Annotated in this window: 20 protein-coding genes; 16 read left to right on the forward strand and 4 right to left on the reverse strand. The window is 58.8% G+C overall.

Annotated features, from left to right (window positions below):
* The first annotated feature begins 542 nt into the window (after window positions 1–542).
* The gene (locus IC232_RS30650) at window positions 543–2,462 is read left to right on the forward strand and encodes a transglycosylase domain-containing protein (protein ID WP_190848723.1); all 1,920 of its coding nucleotides are present in this window, start codon (window positions 543–545) and stop codon (window positions 2,460–2,462) included.
* A gap of 61 nt (window positions 2,463–2,523) precedes the next feature.
* Window positions 2,524–3,795 carry a lytic murein transglycosylase gene (locus IC232_RS30655; RefSeq protein ID WP_190848724.1) on the forward strand — a complete coding sequence of 424 codons (1,272 nt, stop codon included), beginning with the start codon at window positions 2,524–2,526 and terminating at the stop codon, window positions 3,793–3,795.
* Between the two features lie 267 nt (window positions 3,796–4,062).
* On the opposite strand, the gene IC232_RS30660 is transcribed toward IC232_RS30655, so the two are convergent.
* Entirely contained in the window at window positions 4,063–4,767 is a 705-nt protein-coding gene (locus IC232_RS30660; RefSeq protein ID WP_190848725.1) for a GntR family transcriptional regulator, read from the reverse strand.
* Between the two features lie 169 nt (window positions 4,768–4,936).
* Here IC232_RS30660 and IC232_RS30665 point away from each other — a divergent pair, with 169 nt between their 5' ends.
* The 10 genes from IC232_RS30665 (at window position 4,937) to IC232_RS30710 (ending at window position 11,691) form a co-directional block, all read left to right on the forward strand.
* The gene (locus tag IC232_RS30665) at window positions 4,937–5,893 is read left to right on the forward strand and encodes a ribokinase (RefSeq protein WP_246812511.1); all 957 of its coding nucleotides are present in this window, start codon (window positions 4,937–4,939) and stop codon (window positions 5,891–5,893) included.
* 311 nt (window positions 5,894–6,204) lie between these two features.
* Window positions 6,205–6,555, forward strand: a complete 351-nt coding sequence (locus IC232_RS30670) for a hypothetical protein (RefSeq protein ID WP_190848726.1) — start codon at window positions 6,205–6,207, stop codon at window positions 6,553–6,555.
* A 2-nt stretch (window positions 6,556–6,557) separates the two neighbouring features.
* Entirely contained in the window at window positions 6,558–6,995 is a 438-nt protein-coding gene (locus tag IC232_RS30675) for a hypothetical protein (protein ID WP_190848728.1), read from the forward strand.
* Between the two features lie 137 nt (window positions 6,996–7,132).
* A complete protein-coding gene (locus IC232_RS30680) occupies window positions 7,133–7,432 on the forward strand; it encodes a hypothetical protein (protein ID WP_190848730.1) in 300 nt (99 codons plus the stop codon).
* Window positions 7,433–7,703: 271 nt separating this feature from the next.
* The gene (locus IC232_RS30685; RefSeq protein WP_190848732.1) at window positions 7,704–7,952 is read left to right on the forward strand and encodes a hypothetical protein; all 249 of its coding nucleotides are present in this window, start codon (window positions 7,704–7,706) and stop codon (window positions 7,950–7,952) included.
* Window positions 7,953–8,228: 276 nt separating this feature from the next.
* Complete coding sequence (locus tag IC232_RS30690) at window positions 8,229–8,756, forward strand: hypothetical protein (protein ID WP_190848734.1); 528 nt, start codon at window positions 8,229–8,231, stop codon at window positions 8,754–8,756.
* 858 nt (window positions 8,757–9,614) lie between these two features.
* Window positions 9,615–10,025, forward strand: coding sequence for a hypothetical protein (locus IC232_RS30695; RefSeq protein WP_190848736.1), 411 nt, complete (start codon window positions 9,615–9,617; stop codon window positions 10,023–10,025).
* Window positions 10,026–10,235: 210 nt separating this feature from the next.
* Window positions 10,236–10,523, forward strand: coding sequence for a hypothetical protein (locus IC232_RS30700; protein ID WP_190848738.1), 288 nt, complete (start codon window positions 10,236–10,238; stop codon window positions 10,521–10,523).
* A 200-nt stretch (window positions 10,524–10,723) separates the two neighbouring features.
* Complete coding sequence (locus IC232_RS30705; RefSeq protein WP_190848740.1) at window positions 10,724–11,422, forward strand: hypothetical protein; 699 nt, start codon at window positions 10,724–10,726, stop codon at window positions 11,420–11,422.
* A 47-nt stretch (window positions 11,423–11,469) separates the two neighbouring features.
* On the forward strand, window positions 11,470–11,691 hold the full coding sequence (locus IC232_RS30710; protein WP_246812509.1) for a WGR domain-containing protein: 222 nt from the start codon (window positions 11,470–11,472) through the stop codon (window positions 11,689–11,691).
* A gap of 332 nt (window positions 11,692–12,023) precedes the next feature.
* On the opposite strand, the gene IC232_RS30715 is transcribed toward IC232_RS30710, so the two are convergent.
* On the reverse strand, window positions 12,024–12,539 hold the full coding sequence (locus tag IC232_RS30715; protein WP_190848744.1) for a 3'-5' exonuclease: 516 nt from the start codon (window positions 12,537–12,539) through the stop codon (window positions 12,024–12,026).
* Between the two features lie 192 nt (window positions 12,540–12,731).
* Between IC232_RS30715 and IC232_RS30720 the strand changes: the two genes are divergently transcribed.
* The 4 genes from IC232_RS30720 to IC232_RS30730 all read left to right on the forward strand — a co-directional run bounded on the left by IC232_RS30720 (window position 12,732) and on the right by IC232_RS30730 (window position 15,320).
* Window positions 12,732–12,947, forward strand: a complete 216-nt coding sequence (locus tag IC232_RS30720) for a hypothetical protein (RefSeq protein ID WP_190848745.1) — start codon at window positions 12,732–12,734, stop codon at window positions 12,945–12,947.
* A 501-nt stretch (window positions 12,948–13,448) separates the two neighbouring features.
* Window positions 13,449–13,691, forward strand: a complete 243-nt coding sequence (locus IC232_RS30725) for a hypothetical protein (protein ID WP_190848746.1) — start codon at window positions 13,449–13,451, stop codon at window positions 13,689–13,691.
* A 663-nt stretch (window positions 13,692–14,354) separates the two neighbouring features.
* A complete protein-coding gene (locus IC232_RS33035) occupies window positions 14,355–14,480 on the forward strand; it encodes a hypothetical protein (protein WP_281413454.1) in 126 nt (41 codons plus the stop codon).
* 276 nt (window positions 14,481–14,756) lie between these two features.
* The gene (locus IC232_RS30730; RefSeq protein ID WP_190848747.1) at window positions 14,757–15,320 is read left to right on the forward strand and encodes a CarD family transcriptional regulator; all 564 of its coding nucleotides are present in this window, start codon (window positions 14,757–14,759) and stop codon (window positions 15,318–15,320) included.
* A gap of 735 nt (window positions 15,321–16,055) precedes the next feature.
* Here IC232_RS30730 and IC232_RS30735 read toward each other — a convergent pair.
* Together IC232_RS30735 and IC232_RS32170 are read right to left on the reverse strand one after the other, a co-directional pair.
* Window positions 16,056–16,991 (reverse strand): YdcF family protein, encoded by a 936-nt coding sequence (locus tag IC232_RS30735; RefSeq protein ID WP_246812510.1) that lies wholly within the window; start codon window positions 16,989–16,991, stop codon window positions 16,056–16,058.
* Between the two features lie 385 nt (window positions 16,992–17,376).
* The coding region (locus tag IC232_RS32170) for a hypothetical protein (protein ID WP_210335559.1) at window positions 17,377–17,676 on the reverse strand (300 nt) is incomplete at its 5' end.

Consider the following 17,676-nt stretch of genomic DNA (forward strand, 5'->3'; position numbering starts at 1 on the left):
GACTGCACCCGCCCCGCTAGGCCGAAACGTCAACAACAATCACATTGCCAAACGGGCGCCATCCAGACATGACAACAACCCCCAGGACTCGGCGATATGATCCATCACCTGGCTGCGGACGCTGTCGCAGACGCGATCGACCGGACCGCGCAACAATCTAGCCGGGTGGGGCCTTATGAACCCGGCAAATTTGTGGTGTCCGCAGAGCCGGGGTGGTAAGCTCTTAACCAGACTTTCTTACTCCAGCCGTCCATGGCTTGTCTTCCGAGCACGAACAGCCGAACCGGACTCGATTATTGCTCCACCTGAAGGATAATCTTGCCCCAACCGACGTTCATTCAGAGGTGGTGCCGCTCAACACAGGCGAGAAGCAGCCAGGAGGTGAGGCTGTGTCCCTTCGTCAAGCAGTAGTGCGAACAGACCATAGAGCCCTCAGACACAGCACGTCAGCTTAGCCGCGACATCATACCAGTTTCGGCCATAATCATCATGTTTGTTGAAGGTCCTCGCGCCGAATCGGTTGGCGCATCACAGGGCCTCCGATGACCCGCGCTCTGGCTCTTGCCACTGCTCTCCTGCTTGCCATCTTCTCCCACATCTCCACCGCACAAGCCGCAGACCCGGTTCACTTCTGGGATCTCCAGCCTCGGTCCCTTCGCCTCCTAGTGGCGTCGCCCCAGGTAATAGTCACCCGCACCACAACCGGATGGGATGCCTACTGCCGCTGCCCAGTCTTGCTTACACCCTCAGAGATCCCTGATGTCATGAAGAAGGCCATCGTGGCCGTCGAGGACAAGCGCTATTTCAACCACGGCGGCGTTGATGTCGCAGCCTTGCTGTCTGTGCTCAAAGGCGGCCTCACCCGGGGTGGCAGCACGATCCCAATGCAACTCCTCAAGAACTTGGTGTTCCACGATCTACGCGGGAGTAACGTGCTCACGCGTCTCGAGCGCAAAGGGGCGGAGGTCTGGTACGCCGGCCTCTTCGACGAGGCAGTGGGCAAGGAAGAGCTCTTAGCGGCGTACCTCAACCAGATCGAGTTTGGTGGCCGCGACATCGTTGGGCTGTACCGGGCGAGCCGCCACTATTTCCGTAAGGAACCCAAGGATCTGACCCTATACGAGGCTGCTCTGCTGGCCGGGATGGTCAAGGCGCCTGCAAGGCTAAATCCGCTCCGGGAGAAAACACAGGAGCGGGCGCACGAACGAGCCCTTCTCGTCCTGAAGCTCATGGCCGAGCAGGGCAGGATTACGGATAAGGAGCGCCGTCAGGCTGAAAAGGCTGGCATCCGCCCCGGCCTGCTGCCGGAGTTCAAGATCCAGCCGCAGGCCTTTGCTGAGTGGGTGGTGGAGACCTGGGCCGACAAGTACGTGCAGCCGGGTGAGACGGTTCGCTTCTTCGTCACCCTGAACCCGCAGATCCAGCATATCGCGGAGCAACAACTCAGCAGGCTGGTCAAGGACGGGGCTGTTCCACCCCAATATGATGCTGGCGCAGTGATGATGGCTCCCAATGGACGCGTGCAGGCGATGGTGGGGTCCGTCAATTGGTCCCAGCGGCAGTTCAACAACGCCGTGAAGGCCAACGTCCAGGCCGGCTCGACAGCGAAGCTGCCGCTTTTGATCGCTGCCTGTGAGGCCGGCAAGTCTCCGGGGAGCTGGGTCATCGACCAGCCGATCAGGGGGACATGGCCCGCGAACGGTGAAATCGGCTATCGCGGTCAGACGACGCTGAAGGAGGCTTTTGCCTCCTCGCGCAATGCGGCTGCCGTGCGGCTGGCGCAGGAGATTGGATCAGACACCGTCGCCGAGGTCAGCCGGCGCATCGGGATTGACCTCGGCCCTGTTGCTGAGGCGGGGTTTGTCCTCGGCTCCTACTCAAGCAATGTCATGGCCATGACGGCAGCCTATACAGCCGTGGCCAATGGGGGCTACCGTGTCGAGCCATCCGGCGTGCTGGCGGTGGTCGATGGTCGCGGCCAAGTGCGAGCTGACTTCCTCACCTCCATGCGCAAGAGGGTCATCCCGGAGAAATGCATTGAGCCGACCCAGGCTGTTTTACGTGAGGTGGTCCAGCATGGGACCGGACGCGCGGCGCAGATGAAGCGCTGGGCAGCTTACGGGAAGACCGGGACCTCCACTGGCAACGCCGATGCCTGGTTCATTGGCTGGAGTCAGCAGCGGGTATTCGGTGTCTGGATGGGCCGCCGCCGCGGCGAGACGGGACAGGCCGTTGCCGGCGCGGGCGCACCGGCTGCTTACTTCGGGCGTGTTGCCACTGCGGTGAACGAATGGAGCGAGCGCCAGCAGAGGCTCGAGGAGCAGCGGATCGCGAATGCACGCTCCAAGAGAGGTGTTGAGCCGGACAAGATCGTTGATTGGCTCTCTTCCCTTCCTCAGGCCATGACGCTGCCTGATAGCTCATCCGCTCAGGAAAGGCGTCTCAGGGAGAAAAAGACTTGAGCCATCCGGGCGCGGAACAGATGTGTGCCTTGTGGGATAATCCCGATCTAGGGTGCTTATGATGCTCATCCGCTATGTCTGCTGCGTGTTCGCCATTCTGCTTGCCATCGGTTCGTGCACCCTTGTGGCGGCGGAGCGCTCGCTGGCACAGGCGCAGAGATCAGCGTCGCGACAACAGGTCGAGGATCAGTTCCGTGAATGGCTGGCCGGCACTGTCTGGCCTGATGCGCAAAAGCAAGGGATTTCCCGCAAGACGTTTGATCGGGCCCTCGCGCGCCTCACGCTCGACTGGAATTTGCCGGAGCTGCAGCCCCCAGGCCAAACAACCTCACGGAACGATCAGCAGCAGGCCGAATTCCAGAATCCCGGCCTCTACTTCTCGGAAGGCCAGCTCACCTCGCTCGCGACAGCCGGCGGAAACCTCCTGAAGCAGTGGGGGAGCGCTCTGACGATGATCGAGCAGCGCTATGGTGTGCCGCGGGAGATCATCGTGGCGATCTGGGGCCGCGAGTCGTATTTCGGCCGGGTCAGGCCCAAGCACCAGGCCGTGAGGGTTCTGGCCACGCAAGCCTTCATGGGCCGGCGGCGCACGCTCTACTATCCCGAGTTGCTGGCAGCGCTGCTGATCCTGGAGCAGGATCAGTGGCCGGAGGAGACCTTACTGTCCTCTTGGGCTGGGGCCATGGGGCAGCCGCAGCTGCTGCCCTCAAAGTTCCTGCGCTATGCCATTGACGCGGATGGAGACGGACAGCGCGACATCTGGCGCTCGGTGCCGGACAGCCTCGCGTCCATTGCCCACTATCTGCATGAGCATGGTTGGAAGCAAGGGAGGAGTTGGGGTGTGGAGGTGCGGGTGCCGGCGAGTGTCTCCTGCACCTTGGAAGGGCCGCGGCAAGGCAAACCGGTGCGGGAGTGGACTCAGCTCGGCCTCGCTCGCGCCGACCAGACATCCCTTCCAGACGAGAGCAGCGATGCAACTGCGTTCTTGCTGATGCCGGCCGGGCGCCTTGGACCAGCATTTCTGGCGTCAGAGAACTTTTACGTGCTCAAGCACTATAATGAGTCCGACCTCTATGCGCTGTTCATCGGCCATCTCGCCGATCGGCTGCGCGGCGGCTCGAGCTTTCAGGCAGCGTGGGTGCCGACCAATCCTTTAAGGCGGGGTGATATCTGGGCCATGCAGGAGCGCCTGCAGTCCCAAGGCCACGATGTCGGCAAGGTCGACGGCCTGACCGGCTTTGCGACCCGCACAGCCATTGGCCAGTGGCAGATGAGAAATCATCGTGCCGAGACCTGCTTTCCTGATGCTAGCTTGATCTCAATGATCCGCTAGGCGGCTTTCCTTATGACGTTCCCGGTCTTCGCATGACAGAGTCCCTCATTCCTCAACTGGAGAGTGAGCTTGGTCTCACACCCGACGAGAAGATGGCTCTTGCCAGCCTCGAACCGGCATCGTCAACTTAACCAAGTAAAGACCGCTTTGGGGCGATTTGAGGGATTTCCTGATGGATCTAAGCTATTGAAAATGCGTGGTTGGCTCCAGACCTAAACTCCAGAACGAGCAAGTAAGAGCGTTAAGTTGACGATGCCATCGCAGCTGTTACGTACCAAGCCTGAGCCGGTAGCTGTAAGCATCACCTCGGAACAGCCCCTCTACATACTCCATCATAACTTCGCCATGCGTATAGCTGCGACGCTTGATCAGCAGGCACGGGAGCGGTTGGGCAAAGCCGAAGATTTCGCACTCCTCCTCGTTCGCCATCGTGGCCTCAACTGTCTGATCGCAGTAAATGAGTGGGAGCCTGCAGCGGTCGGCTAGAAACGTGTAGACAGATCCGGACAAGTCCCCGTGTTCCAGATCCGGGGCTGCTGACAGATTGTACCACGCCACCTCACGCGACAACGGCACGCCGTCGCCATAGCGCACCCGCACGAGCTTCAGAAAGCGGGCCGGGGAGGGCAGGCCGAAGATCGACGCGATGGAGCGATCGCTCACCACCTTGCGCTCCAGTATGCGGGACGAGGGCACTTTCCCGAGAAGGCGCATCTCCTCCGTGAAGCCCTTGAGCCGATCCATACCCGGATGTAGCCGCGCACTAGCGCCCTGGATCAGGAAGCCCAGCCGGCCCTGTGCCGCCACTAGGTCGCGTTGCCGAAGAGTGTGGTAGGCGCGCTGGATAGTTGCCCGGCTCAGCCCCAAACTTTCTGCGAGCTGGCGCTCTGCCGGCAGGACGGTGCCGGCGGGCAGGGTTCCATCCCTGATCAGGTCTTCAAGCTGCTGCTCGAGTTGTTGGTACAGCGGCATTGCCGTGTCGCTCCGCAACTGCACAAGATCGGACAGCAACGGTCTTTCGGTCGACCTCCCCGTCTGGGGGATCTGGGCTGAAGGTGCGGGCGCGTCTACACTGTGCGGTCCGCCTGTCGCGCGTTGTTTTGGCGGCTGCTTCTGCTTCTTCACAATGGCTTATTCTACCATGGACCAGCCTGCTTCACTCTTTGTCCTCGGCAGCTTTGTGGTCGCCTGCAGTGCCAAGGTCCCCCATCTCCCCCGGCCTGGCGAGTCCCTGCGAGCCGAAGCCTTCACGGCCGAACCGGGTGGCAAGGGTCTCAACCTAGCTCTTGGGGCGCACCGTCTGGGGGCGAGAGTCGACGGAATATTTTCTATTGGAACTGACCTGTTCTCGCAACTGGCACAGTCAGCCTTTGCACAGACAGGGCTCTCATCCGCAATGTTGCGCCAGGTGGACGCAAAAACGGGGAGTGGCATTGGCTTTACGGACTCACACGGCGAGAACTGCCTTGCGGTCTGCCCTGGCGCCAACCTGCTCCTGTCAGCGCAGGATATCCGCTCAGTGGAACAGGCAGTGCGAGAGGCTCACCTCGTGCTCGCTCAGTTCGAGATCGGGGATGAGCCGATCCTGGAGGCCTTTGCTCTGGCTCAGGACGCAGGCGTTCGAACTTTGCTGAACCCCTCGCCCTTTCGTCATGTCGATCAGCGCATGCTTGAATATACGTCGGTCTTGGTCCTCAACTGTGTCGAGGCCACCCAACTTGCCGAGGCCTCTGGTTTTGGAGCTCACGGAACGCTGGAGAGCCTGAATGACATGGCCGCCGCGCTGCTGGAGCAAGGCCCTGAACTGATCGTGGTGACGCTAGGCAGCGAAGGCGCAATCGCCTACCAGAAAGGAATCCCGCCGCTCCGCCAGCCCTCCTTTCCGGTCAAAGTCATCGATACGCTCGGAGCAGGCGATGCTTTCACGGCAGGTCTCGCTGTCGGGCTGCTCCAAGGTCGGCCGTTGCCGGAATGCCTCAGGCAGGCCACCGCCTGCGGAGCCATTCTGTGCATGGAGATCGGCGTTTTTGATGTTCTGCCGAATTTTGAGCAACTGGATCTCTTCTTAGCCGCTCAAGATGCCGAACGGATACAGTAGTCGGCCGCTTTTGGACTGTTTTTGGTATTGCCAACTTTAGGCCAAAGAGTAGACTGAAGTCATTAGTTGAGTCGGCGTGGGCGCTGACGGGGATCCCACCTTCAGATCGCCAACTGATTGCTTTTGCCGAACCTTCTCGGGCATCTGCATAGAGCCTGAGGCGCTCGGAGGTGAAGGCCGCCTTGCGCGTAAAGTCACTCGTAGCAGTTTGATGAAGCCGATCATCCCTGATCGGCAGGCTAGCTTTCGCGCATGCGTGCAGTGTTGAACGTTGCTGCGTACTGGTGCTTACATCGGAAGGAGCCGAGTTAATGGAACGTGAGCTTATAAATGCTGCTCTTGGTATAGTTCTCTCGCTGTCCGGGGTGCAGGCCGCCGAGCCGCCGTTTGATAGCGAAGCGGAGTGCAGAACGATCTCCGAGGCTGCTGTGCCCAGCTGCCGGTGTCAGGGATTGTACTTCGCAAACAAGTTCGGCTCGGACGAAGGAGCCGCTGCGCTGCATCTCGTTGGCCGCAGCTACGTATCAGAGCCCCAACTTTCCGTAACCAATCTTTACGAGCGCTTCGGGGCCGACAAGCTCGACAAAGTCGCACAGAAAATCCTCGAAACCCGAGGTGAAGTCATCTCGTACTGCCCATTCAGCACGTACCTCGATGATTGATCATGCCGATCACGCCAGCCGATGCCGCTCTGGGCGTGTTCACCTTGTGCAACACGGCTCGGGTATTCGCTTATCTGCCGCAGATGATTAAGATCGGTCGCGACACGCAAGGCGCGACCGCCATCTCCTACACAACATGGGCGCTCTTTGGCGTGTCTCATCTCTCCACCGTCGCCTACGCGGTCCTTGTGGTGGATGACTGGCGCATGGCCGCGGTCTTCGCCGCAAACACGTTCTGCTGCCTGGTCATTTTGGGCCTTACAGCCTGGAAGCGCGCTGTGTTCAAGGCAACCCTGAAGGTTCTCGAAGCTGCCGTGCCATCAACAGAGCATCCCGATCTTGCAGCCAAATCTGGGGTGGCAGGGACAACGCTGACGAACAGATCCGGCTCTCTCCCATTTCGGCTGAGGGTCGTGAGCGAGCGGATCGGACCATCATAGGAAGGTCACTGGTCACGTCGCTCACTCAGAAAAAAGGAAATCCAAACAATACAGGAGCGCCTTGCGCACATAGAACCTGAGTCGAAAGCTGGCGCTCAGAAGGGGAACACTGCGCCCAACTGACGAGGATAATTGCCATGATGCTGAACTGGATCGACCTTCTTGGCTATGCCGCCTCCGGTCTGACGCTTGCGACCTTTGCCCAGCGGTCGATGCTGCCCATGCGCATCCTCGCGCTCGGGGCGAATGGCTGCTTTATCGCGTATGGGGCGATGGGTGTATATCTGCCGGTCCTGCTCCTCCATCTGGTGCTACTCCCGGTCAATCTCGTTCGTCTTCGCACTCTGGTAGCGGAGCTCAATGTTGGAACGGATGGTGCGCGACAGGAAGCAGTTAGAGAGACCACGATGCCAGGAGTGTCCAGCGGACTGTTATGAGGATTCTGTTCTTTGCCGCGCGCGACAGCCAATGAATATTTACCCGGCTCACCCGGGAGCCAATCGTAAAAGCTAATTTCCGCAACACGGCATTACGCGAGCGTAAGAAGATCGTCCGGAATTTCCGGTAGCAGAATTATGGACTGTTTATGGACTCGTATTGGTGGTATGCTCGGCGGAGATCTTCAACAGGCCATCGCCGGCTTGAATGATCAGGCTCCGACGGCTGAGAGTTGAACGTCCTGCTGCCTGCAAGGCTAAGGAGCGTCCTATGACGCATGTTTATGACACTTGCCCAGGACACATTGAAGGTCTCTATCTGCCTCCGATCGCGTGGGAGGTGATGCGAAGAGAAAACATCCAGACTTTGGACCAGCTCAGGGCGAATGCGCACCAGCTTGAGCAGTTCGATGGTATTTCCCCAGGAATGGCGCAGGTGATCCGACTGGCGCTCACTTATGGGATCCCGTTCGAAGAGCAGACATCAAGCACAAAGTTGTATGGCGCGTGGAGCGCGTAAGTCTGGTGAGATGCTTGGTACGGAACGCGATTCGAAGTCCTACTCAAGGACACACTCGTGCGTGCCGTTCGAAACGTTCAATCCATAGCCCTTGGGGCCTTCAGGATTCGGAATGTTGTAAATCTTGAGCTTCTTCTCTTGACACGCCCGAGACCTAAGCTTGAGAGCAGCAATCCACTCCTAAAAGGTCCCTCAAAAGGGGCGGGGGATCGGCCCTGCATCGCCCACTACAGATGCAGAACTTGCGCCAGCGCTGAGCGATGACATCACAGCTGAATGCTGCCGAGGCTTGGAGAAGGTACAGGCTCCCCCAACCTCGGATGGACATCCCAGCCAAGAATTCGCCCCGATTCTCCTCTTAGCTTTATGTCTCATCCTTTTGCAAGTGACACTATTGTCGGCGGAAACGGTCGCGACACCATCACAGGCGGGTCCGGCAACGACAAGATCTATGGCGGGGTGGGTGCCGACCTCCTCAAGGGCGGTGCCGGACGTGACGCATTCGTGTTCAACACGAATATCGGCAAAGGCGAAATCGATACCATTCAAGGGTTCAACCCGATTGAGGACACGATTGTTCTGGCCAGAGATGTATTCAAAAACCTTGGAAGCTCCGGAAAGATCGGTTGGAACGAGTTCCAATGGACCGGAAAATCAAACGATGCCGGCGACCGCATCCTCTATGACTATGCAACGGGTGTTCTGTCCTACGATGCTGACGGGATTGGCTCCGGCGGTGCCATTAAGTTTGTAAAGCTCGATCCATATCTCTGGCTGACGCCAGACAAGATCCGGATCATCTAATACACACAGAGAACTATTCTGGGTTCTAGAGCTCAGATTGACGAAAAGGGGCGGCTTTAGGTCGTCCCCTTTTTGTTGAGAATTGAACCATAAAAGACCCTGAGGTTGTAAGCACGGAGAAGATCCTGCTCCTCAACGTCTATGCACGGCGCGAGCCGGCCTGCTGGCACTGATCAAATTGCAGTACTGATTTCTCGCATCTGAAACCTTCTAAGTAAGATTACGAAGCGGAGGTGTACCAGAATTCATGATCTGAGGTCTTCAGTCGATCATTGGGTGAACCCGGCAGTTGGTCAAATCCTCAAAAGGGTGAAGGGAGATCCCGATGCAGATCACGTGCAAGAACCGCAGCCTCATCCGTCGTCTGTTCCGCGAGTTGATCCGCAACAAGGTGGATTTTCTCGACCGACGGGCCGATCTCAAATCGAGGATTGGGCAGCTACAGGAAAACGGCAACGTTGCCATCGTGTATGGCGGCATCGACTGTGACGGTGTCGGTGGGACAATCGGGTCTCCGAGGTTTCCGCCATCCCGGTTGCCGTTGAGCGGTGGCGCGACCGGTATGAGGCCCAAGCCGAAGGGCCGCAATGGCAGACCCTTGAGAAGCTGTCGGTTGCCGCAGACCTCATCGAAGACGATCGCGATCTCGCTCTTGAGGCCTTCGAGGACGGACATAGCCACGTCCTCTTCGCCTGACGCTCCCGCTCCAGCCTCAACCGACACCTTCCTATTCAGTTCTCTCGATGAATGGTGGAACTGCCGTGATGATGCGCCGTGCCCAGAACGATAACAGCCGCTTCCACCTCGGTTTTCTGACCGTCAACCGGCAGGATCCTCATTCCGGAGCGGAGATCCGGTTTGATCGGCTGGAGGTCCTGCCTGCCAACCGACGCCGTCTTCGAGCCAAGCAATGGCGGCATCTATCGCAAGCTGCGGGCAAAAGGTCAGAACGGGGAATTCTACTACGGCAGCGCCTTTGCCGGGAGAGAGCGCAACTTCGCTAACTCTATCACCCTTGTCGTGTACCACGGGTCTGAGAAGCTCACTGTCCCGGTGCCGGTGGAGGACCTCGCCGTCGATAACGTCTCTTCTCTGGATCTTTCCTGCAACATTCCGGCAGCGCCTCAGACCGCTCGCCCGGCAGCGCCCGAACCCCTCAAGAAGCAATCTGATCTTCAGGAAGATCGTCTCTGGTCGATCACCGAAACCTTTATTCTGGCGCAGCCCATCAAGGAGAAGGGGCACCTCACGAAGCTGCGTCGGGAGTGACCCTGATCAACCACCCGAACCAGTACGAGCAGGCGGAGCGGGAGATCCGAACCCGGATCATCCCCCGGGCCAACGACCTGATCGACAAGATTGGCCAGCAGATCGCTGACTAACCTTTCCATGCCCAATCAAGGAATTCGTCATGTTCGCAAACTGCGAGCAGTTCTCCCTCTCCGACACCGAAGACGCCAACGTTCTATCCCTCATGATGTGACCCTCATCGGCGACACGGGCCTGGATCTTGTCGAGAGACTTCAGGACAAGCTGAAGGCCGAAAACTCCGTCCCAACGCCAGTTCGGAAAGCTGAGAAGCAGGATCCTCTCGCCGGCCTCAAGGAACTGCCGCTCGACCGCGCCGTGACCCTCCATCTGAATTCGGGTCACTCGCTCAAAGGCGCAATGGCGGAGAGCCCGGACGACCAGATCCATGTCTTCGAGCCTCGGAACACGAACTCCTCGCATTACCATCTCGTATCGCTGTCCAGCATCGCGGCATGATCCGATATGCGGGGTGAAGATGCCGACCCGCTGTTTCTTTACGATCGGCAGTACCTGAGCGAGCGTCAGATCCGGGAAAAGGAGAAGTCCCAGGCCGGCGGCTGAGCGGAAACCATATTGCAGGGTTCAGGGTTGCCGCATTGTTCCTTTGCCATATACGTAAGAGGGCCCACCTCAATCCCTTTCATTTCCTGGGTTTCATGACCATTCGTCGCCGTTTTCTCCTCGCCTCGTCCCTTGCCCGCCTCATCCAGCGCGAGCGGGGGGCCCTACGCCAGATCGAGGGCTTCTTTCCAGAGCAGAAGGACCGCACATCCTGGGTGCGCCTTGAAGAGAACCGGGCCCTCTTGGTTCTGAAAACCACCGGTCCCGACGGCGATATCGAGGAGCAGACCGAGGTTCCGCTGGCTCATGGCCATGCGCTGCTCGACGTCTGTGCTGGCGAAGTTGACTACACCCGGACCAAACTCCGGATCGGCGACCGCGACGCCCTCATCGACCAGTTCATGAGGCCCAAAGGCTTGTATTTCGTCTCGGTTGAGTTTCGGAACGAGGAGGAGGCGAGGGGGTTTGATCCTCTGCCATGGTTTGGGCCCGAGGTCTCAACAGAGGCCCGCTACGGCATTCAATCCCTGGCCCTACGGGGTGCCGAGCAGTCTCAGGATGCTCCACTCACCAATGCGGCGCTCACCGCCTTGCTCGACACCCTCGAAAGCCGCTTTACAGTCCAATCCCGCATGCCCGTTAGCCGCCCGTCCGCAAAGCAAGCTTCGGTCACCAGGGCTCAGGCTGGTCCGGCACAGACGAACGGGCAAGGTGTCGAGGTCACCCTCGATGAGATCGAGGCCGCCATGATGCGGGAGATGGAAAGAACGCTTCAGAAGGGCCGGCCTGAGTAAGTACCGCCGGTCCGATGCCCGATGCTCGTTCCCCGATCCGGCACCATATGGTGCTCTACCGGCGTGAACCGGAGCAGGGCAGGGCGCGGTTCTTCAGCTTGATGATTGAACGAGATCTGTTCGGAACGATCCGTCTGGTCCGCAACTGGGGCTATGTTGGCAGCAAAGGGCAAGAGAAGGTCGATATCTTCCCGAGCGAGCCCGAAGCTTCTCGCGCGATTGAAGGCTGGGCTGAGACCCAGCGCAAGAAGGGCTACACCGACCTCTAAGGCAAACTACGGGCGCACCCTCAATGCCGGGGATCTCTCACCTGCATCGATGCGTCTCGTCCTTGGATCGTCAACACGCCCTCAGCGAAAAAATCCATCCTGACACTGTCCGTTCGGTCCAGGACAACAGATAGGATGCCGGACCTGAGAAAAGCTGGCTTTCCGCCTGTTAGACCAGTCACGACGCTCGGCCCGTTATCATTGGATGGCGCCGGCGGCGTTGGCCGCCTGTCGATCTGTCGCTTGCACATGTCATCCCCCTGAACCCCGCAGGAAGATTGTCAGACGAAGATTGCGTGAAGGTGTCATCGCCTGCTGCAACCGCCCCAAGATCATGGCCGCGTGGCCGGATTGAGCTTCAGAAACAGATGGGCCGCCAGGAGGGCATCGTTCAACGCGTCATGCGCGTCACGCAGGTGAGCAACGCTGATGCCCGCTTGCGAACAAGCATGACGGAGTTTGCCGGGTAACCCCGAGCGCTTTGCCAGAGCCATGGTGCAGAAGAAGCGCTCTCGCGGATAAGTTGGGCGTGATGCGCGCTCGAACTCTCGTTTGAGAGTGTTGTACTCGTAGGCATAGTTGTGAGCGACGATCGTGTCGTTACCCACGAATGCGATAAGATCGTGGATAACCTCCTCAAAGTGCGGCTCATTTTCTAGCTCGGCCAGCGAAATACGATGCACCGCATAGCAGAACGGGCTCATAGCTGAGCGTGGCTTGACCCTTCGGACAAACGAGCGAGAGGAGATCGTCCCGCCGATGACTTCAACAGCGGCGATTTCAATGACGTGATCGTAGGATTGGGCAGTTTCGACGTCGATGACGACATGTCGGTCCAAATGATTCATTGTTCAATATGGTAGGTGGTTCTTGGCTGACCGGAGTAATAGCAATCCGCCAGACGGCTGATTTGCCGGCGATGCTAAGGCAGCGGCGGCCCGGGCGCCAGCTTCTGGACGCTATGGCAAGCCTCACGCAAGCTTAACCTGCTAGCAACATCCTCGGCGCACTGTGCCCGCCCCATCATGAGGAGACGGCACATGAGCGAATGGCATCAGCGCGACCACGGCCCCATCACCGAGGAAAAGCTCGTCCGGGCGGTGCATATCCTCGCCGACATCGTCGAAACAAACGGCTCAGCGTTCCGTCCGCTGTATCAAGACGTGCGCCAGCAACTGGCCGACCTGCGCCTGCGGCAGCAGGCCGCCGCCGCCGCCAAAGCCGGAACCGCTCAAGGCCACACCAAGGTCGCTTAAGGAACCAGGAAGCCCTCCCTATGAGCCAAAGGGACGACAAACCACAAGAAGCTCCTTGCCAACGCCGTGGACCGGGCGTCAACGGCATGCATCACCGTGGGGTAGCAACCCCGATTGCTGGTGTTATATTCAAAGTGAATGGGTTTGGGATCGCTTCGGCCAACTCGGAACTGGGCTGGACGTGGTGGTTTTCCTTGGCACAGCCATCGGGCTACACTTTGCGGCAAGGCGTGCCCTTAGAGGATTAGAGCCATGAGTGGAACATCGTTTCTCGCCTTTGTAGTAACCCCAGCGCTGCTTCTGGCACTGGGATGGGGCGCGGTGTTGCTCAACGAATGGCATGACCGCAAGCAGCGACACCAGCATCATTGAGGTGGCGGTTTAAGACACCTCTATAAAGCTTTGAATTTTCAAGAGGGTCGGTGAATTTTCGCCGGTCCTTTTTCTTTGCCCGTCGCTAGCTGACAAACCTCTAAAGCCGCAATTTTTCCGGACAAAGATATGCTCAAGTTTCTCTTGGGGCTCCCGCAGGCGATACGGGGGCCGCTGATCGATGCTGCCCGAGCCCTATACGCGCCCGTCCTGATCAGCGCCAACGCGCTTTCCATCTGGAAGAAGGATGCCAGCGGCATCCCCGTCTGGCACGGCTTCAAGACCGGCAATCTGCATTATCTCAACGGCTTAGAGGCATATCTTGACAGCGCTGGTTTCGTTGCCGCGAGCCGATATCGCAGATTTGCCTAGGCCGTGGACCAGTACCTCGACCTATGCGCTTCCTACCCACAGGCTTGGTTCGCCTCCATGGATCTCTGCGTTGAACCGGAGGTCGCTCGAAACCGCGGCCTGGTCCTGGACCGGATTTCTGCGACGGTCGACCTCAACCGGGCCTGCATTTGCGGCGCCAGAGATCGTAGCATCCTCGACCGTTTGATGCCCGTGCTGCAGGGCTGGGTTCCTGAGGACTATGTCCGCTGCCTGGAGCGTATGCCGGATCTCTCGGACTTCCCAATCGTCGGCGTTGGATCCATGTGCCGGCGGCATCTCCTTGGCCCCAGGGCATCCTCCAGGTGATCGAAACCCTGGATCGGGAACTCCGCGGGACCGACATCCAGCCCCACCTATTCGGCCTCAAAGGGGTCGGAGCCGCCGAACTCCGGCACCACCCGCGCATGGCGACCGTGGATTCCCAGAGGCCTATGGTACCAAAGCTCGGATTGAGGCCCGAGAAGCAGGGATCAGCAAGACCAACCAGTTCCTGGCCCAGATCATGACCGACTGGTACCTGAAGCAGGTGAAGGCCCTGCAGGCTCCGGCCGGCAAGAACCGGCACCCGCCCGCCCTGCTCGATCTGAGAATGCCGCCTCCCTGAGCCCCTTCGAGGCGAGGCTGCATCATGCCCGTGAGCAGATGCGTGACCTTCTCGAAGCAGGAGAGATCGACTGGCAGCAGCTTCATGACGAGAGTGTGCTCGCCTTTGCATTTGACGAGGATGAATCGGAGACATCCGAGGCCGAAATGGCTCTGGCTGCCTGACAGCTTCGATTGGCGGCGCCTGAGAGGGGAAGGGTTGCGCCGCCAATCGCCCAGATTTCTGAGGCTCCACTGCGTCTTAACCACTGACAGGTTACCATCTGTCTCAGGTGACACATCCCCTTGCGCAGCCATGCTGCGCAGCCGATATGCGGGAACCGCTTCAGCTACCTCGGGTTCTGCAAACTTGTGGTCCGCTCACGCAGCCACCGCGAATTCGACGGTTAAACCACACCCGCTAGATTGGCAGGGCTTGTGTCCCAAGGAGATCATGTCGGAATGACGATGAAGAACAATGCTCTTTCCTTCAAGGTTGGTGAGAAGGTCGTGTACCCGTCGCATGGCGTGGGTGAGATCACGGCGATCGAAGAGCAGGAAGTCGCCGGGTTCAAGCTTGAGCTCTTTGTAATCACCTTTGACAAGGACCGCCTCACCATCCGCATTCCCCTGGCGAAAGCCAAAAGCAGCGGCCTGAGAAAGCTGTCCGAGCCTGCGATCGTGCAGCAGGCGCTCGAGATCCTCAGCACAAAGGCGAAGGCCAAGAAGGGAATGTGGAACCGTCGTGCGACCGAGTTCCAGGAGCGCATAGGTACTGGCCAGTTGACCGCCATTGCTGAGGTCCTGAGGGATCTCAACCGAGGTTCAGAACAGCAAGAGGCTTCTTACAGCGAGCAGCAGCTCTTTGAAGGTACTCTGGACTTCATGATTAGAGAAATCTCGGCGGCGAGCCAGGTCACTCCGACCGAAGCTCGCAAGATCATCGAGCAGCACCTGGCTAAAGCTCCTCATCTCAACAAGGCTTCAGCGCAGACCGAAGGGTCGGACGACGAAGCCGCTGCATGAGCATCGATCCGCGGCGCTTGGAGGGGAAGGGGCGCTGCGGACCCCGAAAGTGATCAGGACTTCCGAAACCACAATCCACCTGAACCCAACAACAGTGGGGCGGTGACATGGCACAGCAATCCATAATGATCATGCGCTCTGATACCCAACCCGTGCCGTAAGCGATCTAGATGTGCTACCGACCACCACTCAATGCCCCGAAGTGAGTCCAGGATGGGGACGGACCGTTCTACGTTAAGGTGTCCGCGCAGATTGGAGCCTTCTATGAGGCTCTCGACAAAAAGGCATAAGCCTTAGGCTCTATCCCCTTACGTCAATTTACCAACTTGTAGGCCCTTGGCTCCTACACAGATCATGAGGGCAGCGCTTTGGGGATAGATTCGTTCGTCCCTGAAGCGGTGCGCTCATCACGCACCCCGCGACTGCCGCCACGCGGCCGGTTGGGGCATTCCCAGGGAGGAAAGATTGATTATCTTTTCCCTGCAGGTCAAAAACGAAAAGAGCGAGTGGAGTATTAGCCTCACACTCGCTCTTCCGTGGATGATCTAACCACCTGACCCGTCGGGTCAAACCCTGCAAAACAGGGGGAGACGTAGGTGCTCGCAACACCTGCGCCTTCCTGGGAATATATCAAACGCCGGAGCGCATAGGAAGTTGCGCTCCGGCGACTTGTATTAGAGGAGACCTCTGGCCTCAGGCCCGTGAAACCTTGGCAAGATCAGATACTTGCCGACCCTACTGTTGGATGCCTGGATAGGCCCAGAGGCCTGAGACCCGCATCAGGTCGCGGTAGATCACCATCCGCTCATCCTTGGACACCTTCGCGGCTTCCTCGACCGAGGGGGCGTCAAGGGCCACAACGGGCATGATCCGGGTCTCAAGTCCGTACTGACGGAACGCATCCTCAAGAAGGGTCCGCGCCCGCCGCATGTGGCTCGCGCTGGTCACCAGAATAGCTGTGTCGGCGGTATGGCGCTTCAGAAGGTTTGCCACGTTCAGAACGTTGCCGACGGTATCCTTGGACTTATCTTCGATCAGGATGCGGTCGCGGTCGATCCCCTTCTCGACCAGCCACTTGGTCATCACGTCACCTTCCGTCACCCCCGCCTGAGGCTGCCCGCCGGTGACCATGATACGAGCCGTCGGATTAGTCTGCGCCGCTTTCAGCGCCACCTCCAGCCGATCGACAAGGGGCTTCTCGGCTGTTCCGTCCTTGGCCAAGGCATAGCCAAGCGTCACGATCATGACCTTGCCGGGAACCGCCGGCACGTCCCCGTTCGGCCGCTCCGCCATGATGGCTTCAGCTCGCACAAAGCGCTGACGATAGGCCTCGGCACGCTCCCGATCGAGACCGGCCATGGCCTGTTCGGAAAGGGCGGTCTGGCTCTGATTCCCTTCGATACGGCCGAGGGCTGCCAACCAGGCGTGGGCGGCGAACGCGTTCGGATCTTTTGCTAGGATGTCCTCATAGGTGGCGCGGGCGCCCGCAAGGTTCTTCTGCAGGATCTGCGACGACGCTACGGCATAGCGGAAATCCAGCCGGTGAGGGGCGAGTATGGAGGCCTCGGCGAAGGCCTTTTCCACCACATCATAACGACCATGAAGCGTGATGCCTTTGAAGACCTCCGCCTCGGCTTTCTTCACATCGCCTCCGGACCAATAATACTGCATGCCTGTATCAACAAGAGTTTTGATCCGATCTGCCTTGTCCTGCTCAAGGGCATGGACGGTAAGGGAAGAACATATCGCTAGGACGGCAACAAAGCTCACAGCTGCGAATTTCCGCATTCGACTGTCCTCCAAGGTGGGTCAAGAAACCCAAAACAGTGCTGATGACATCACGAAGAGCGATGACATGGTCATGACAATAGCCGCGTCTCTCCTGAGGATCAAAACCTCGCCGACCACATCAATGGAAATCCCGTGCCGCAACCCGGATCGCCGGCACCTCGGCTAGTTGCTCCACCTCATCTGAGAGCCTACCGATCGTCCACAGCGCTTCGCGCCAGCTGACGCCGAAAGAACCGATCGCATCCTGCTTCTAGTTCGAGGGCCTCTACTCGCGGCTGCAGGAGGAGTCAGACATCGCGCCGATGGATGGAGATTGTGCCGAATTTCGCTGGACCGATGGCGAGCCGAAACCAAGGAGGTTATCGACGGGGTCTATCGTGCCTTGATGAACGCCACGATCAGAAAATTGAGCTCTAAAGGCCCAATCAGAACTATTAACCTTGAGTTTCGAAATCCGAGAAAACACAACCATAGGTTCCATAACAAAGCTTATGCGAATCCGCGCTGTAGCCGGGTGGGTTCTATTCTGAGGTGCGAATTCCGTTACAAACAAAGGATTTGCACT

This window comes from Microvirga sp. (assembly GCF_014699075.1).
GTDB lineage: Bacteria > Pseudomonadota > Alphaproteobacteria > Rhizobiales > Beijerinckiaceae > Microvirga.

Excerpts from the sequence above, each read along its gene's own strand:
- IC232_RS30660 (WP_190848725.1), bottom strand. The coding sequence starts at position 4,767 with ATGCCGCTGTACCAACAACTCGAGCAGCAGCTTGAAGACCTGATCAGG.
- IC232_RS30650 (WP_190848723.1), top strand. The coding sequence starts at position 543 with ATGACCCGCGCTCTGGCTCTTGCCACTGCTCTCCTGCTTGCCATCTTC.
- IC232_RS30690 (WP_190848734.1), top strand. The coding sequence starts at position 8,229 with ATGCTGCCGAGGCTTGGAGAAGGTACAGGCTCCCCCAACCTCGGATGG.
- IC232_RS30665 (WP_246812511.1), top strand. The coding sequence starts at position 4,937 with ATGGACCAGCCTGCTTCACTCTTTGTCCTCGGCAGCTTTGTGGTCGCC.
- IC232_RS30675 (WP_190848728.1), top strand. The coding sequence starts at position 6,558 with ATGCCGATCACGCCAGCCGATGCCGCTCTGGGCGTGTTCACCTTGTGC.
- IC232_RS30730 (WP_190848747.1), top strand. The coding sequence starts at position 14,757 with ATGACGATGAAGAACAATGCTCTTTCCTTCAAGGTTGGTGAGAAGGTC.
- IC232_RS30715 (WP_190848744.1), bottom strand. The coding sequence starts at position 12,539 with ATGAATCATTTGGACCGACATGTCGTCATCGACGTCGAAACTGCCCAA.
- IC232_RS33035 (WP_281413454.1), top strand. The coding sequence starts at position 14,355 with ATGCGTGACCTTCTCGAAGCAGGAGAGATCGACTGGCAGCAGCTTCAT.
- IC232_RS30705 (WP_190848740.1), top strand. The coding sequence starts at position 10,724 with ATGACCATTCGTCGCCGTTTTCTCCTCGCCTCGTCCCTTGCCCGCCTC.
- IC232_RS30655 (WP_190848724.1), top strand. The coding sequence starts at position 2,524 with ATGCTCATCCGCTATGTCTGCTGCGTGTTCGCCATTCTGCTTGCCATC.
- IC232_RS30725 (WP_190848746.1), top strand. The coding sequence starts at position 13,449 with ATGCTCAAGTTTCTCTTGGGGCTCCCGCAGGCGATACGGGGGCCGCTG.
- IC232_RS30720 (WP_190848745.1), top strand. The coding sequence starts at position 12,732 with ATGAGCGAATGGCATCAGCGCGACCACGGCCCCATCACCGAGGAAAAG.
- IC232_RS30680 (WP_190848730.1), top strand. The coding sequence starts at position 7,133 with ATGATGCTGAACTGGATCGACCTTCTTGGCTATGCCGCCTCCGGTCTG.
- IC232_RS30685 (WP_190848732.1), top strand. The coding sequence starts at position 7,704 with ATGACGCATGTTTATGACACTTGCCCAGGACACATTGAAGGTCTCTAT.
- IC232_RS30670 (WP_190848726.1), top strand. The coding sequence starts at position 6,205 with ATGGAACGTGAGCTTATAAATGCTGCTCTTGGTATAGTTCTCTCGCTG.
- IC232_RS30735 (WP_246812510.1), bottom strand. The coding sequence starts at position 16,991 with ATGCAGTATTATTGGTCCGGAGGCGATGTGAAGAAAGCCGAGGCGGAG.
- IC232_RS30710 (WP_246812509.1), top strand. The coding sequence starts at position 11,470 with ATGGTGCTCTACCGGCGTGAACCGGAGCAGGGCAGGGCGCGGTTCTTC.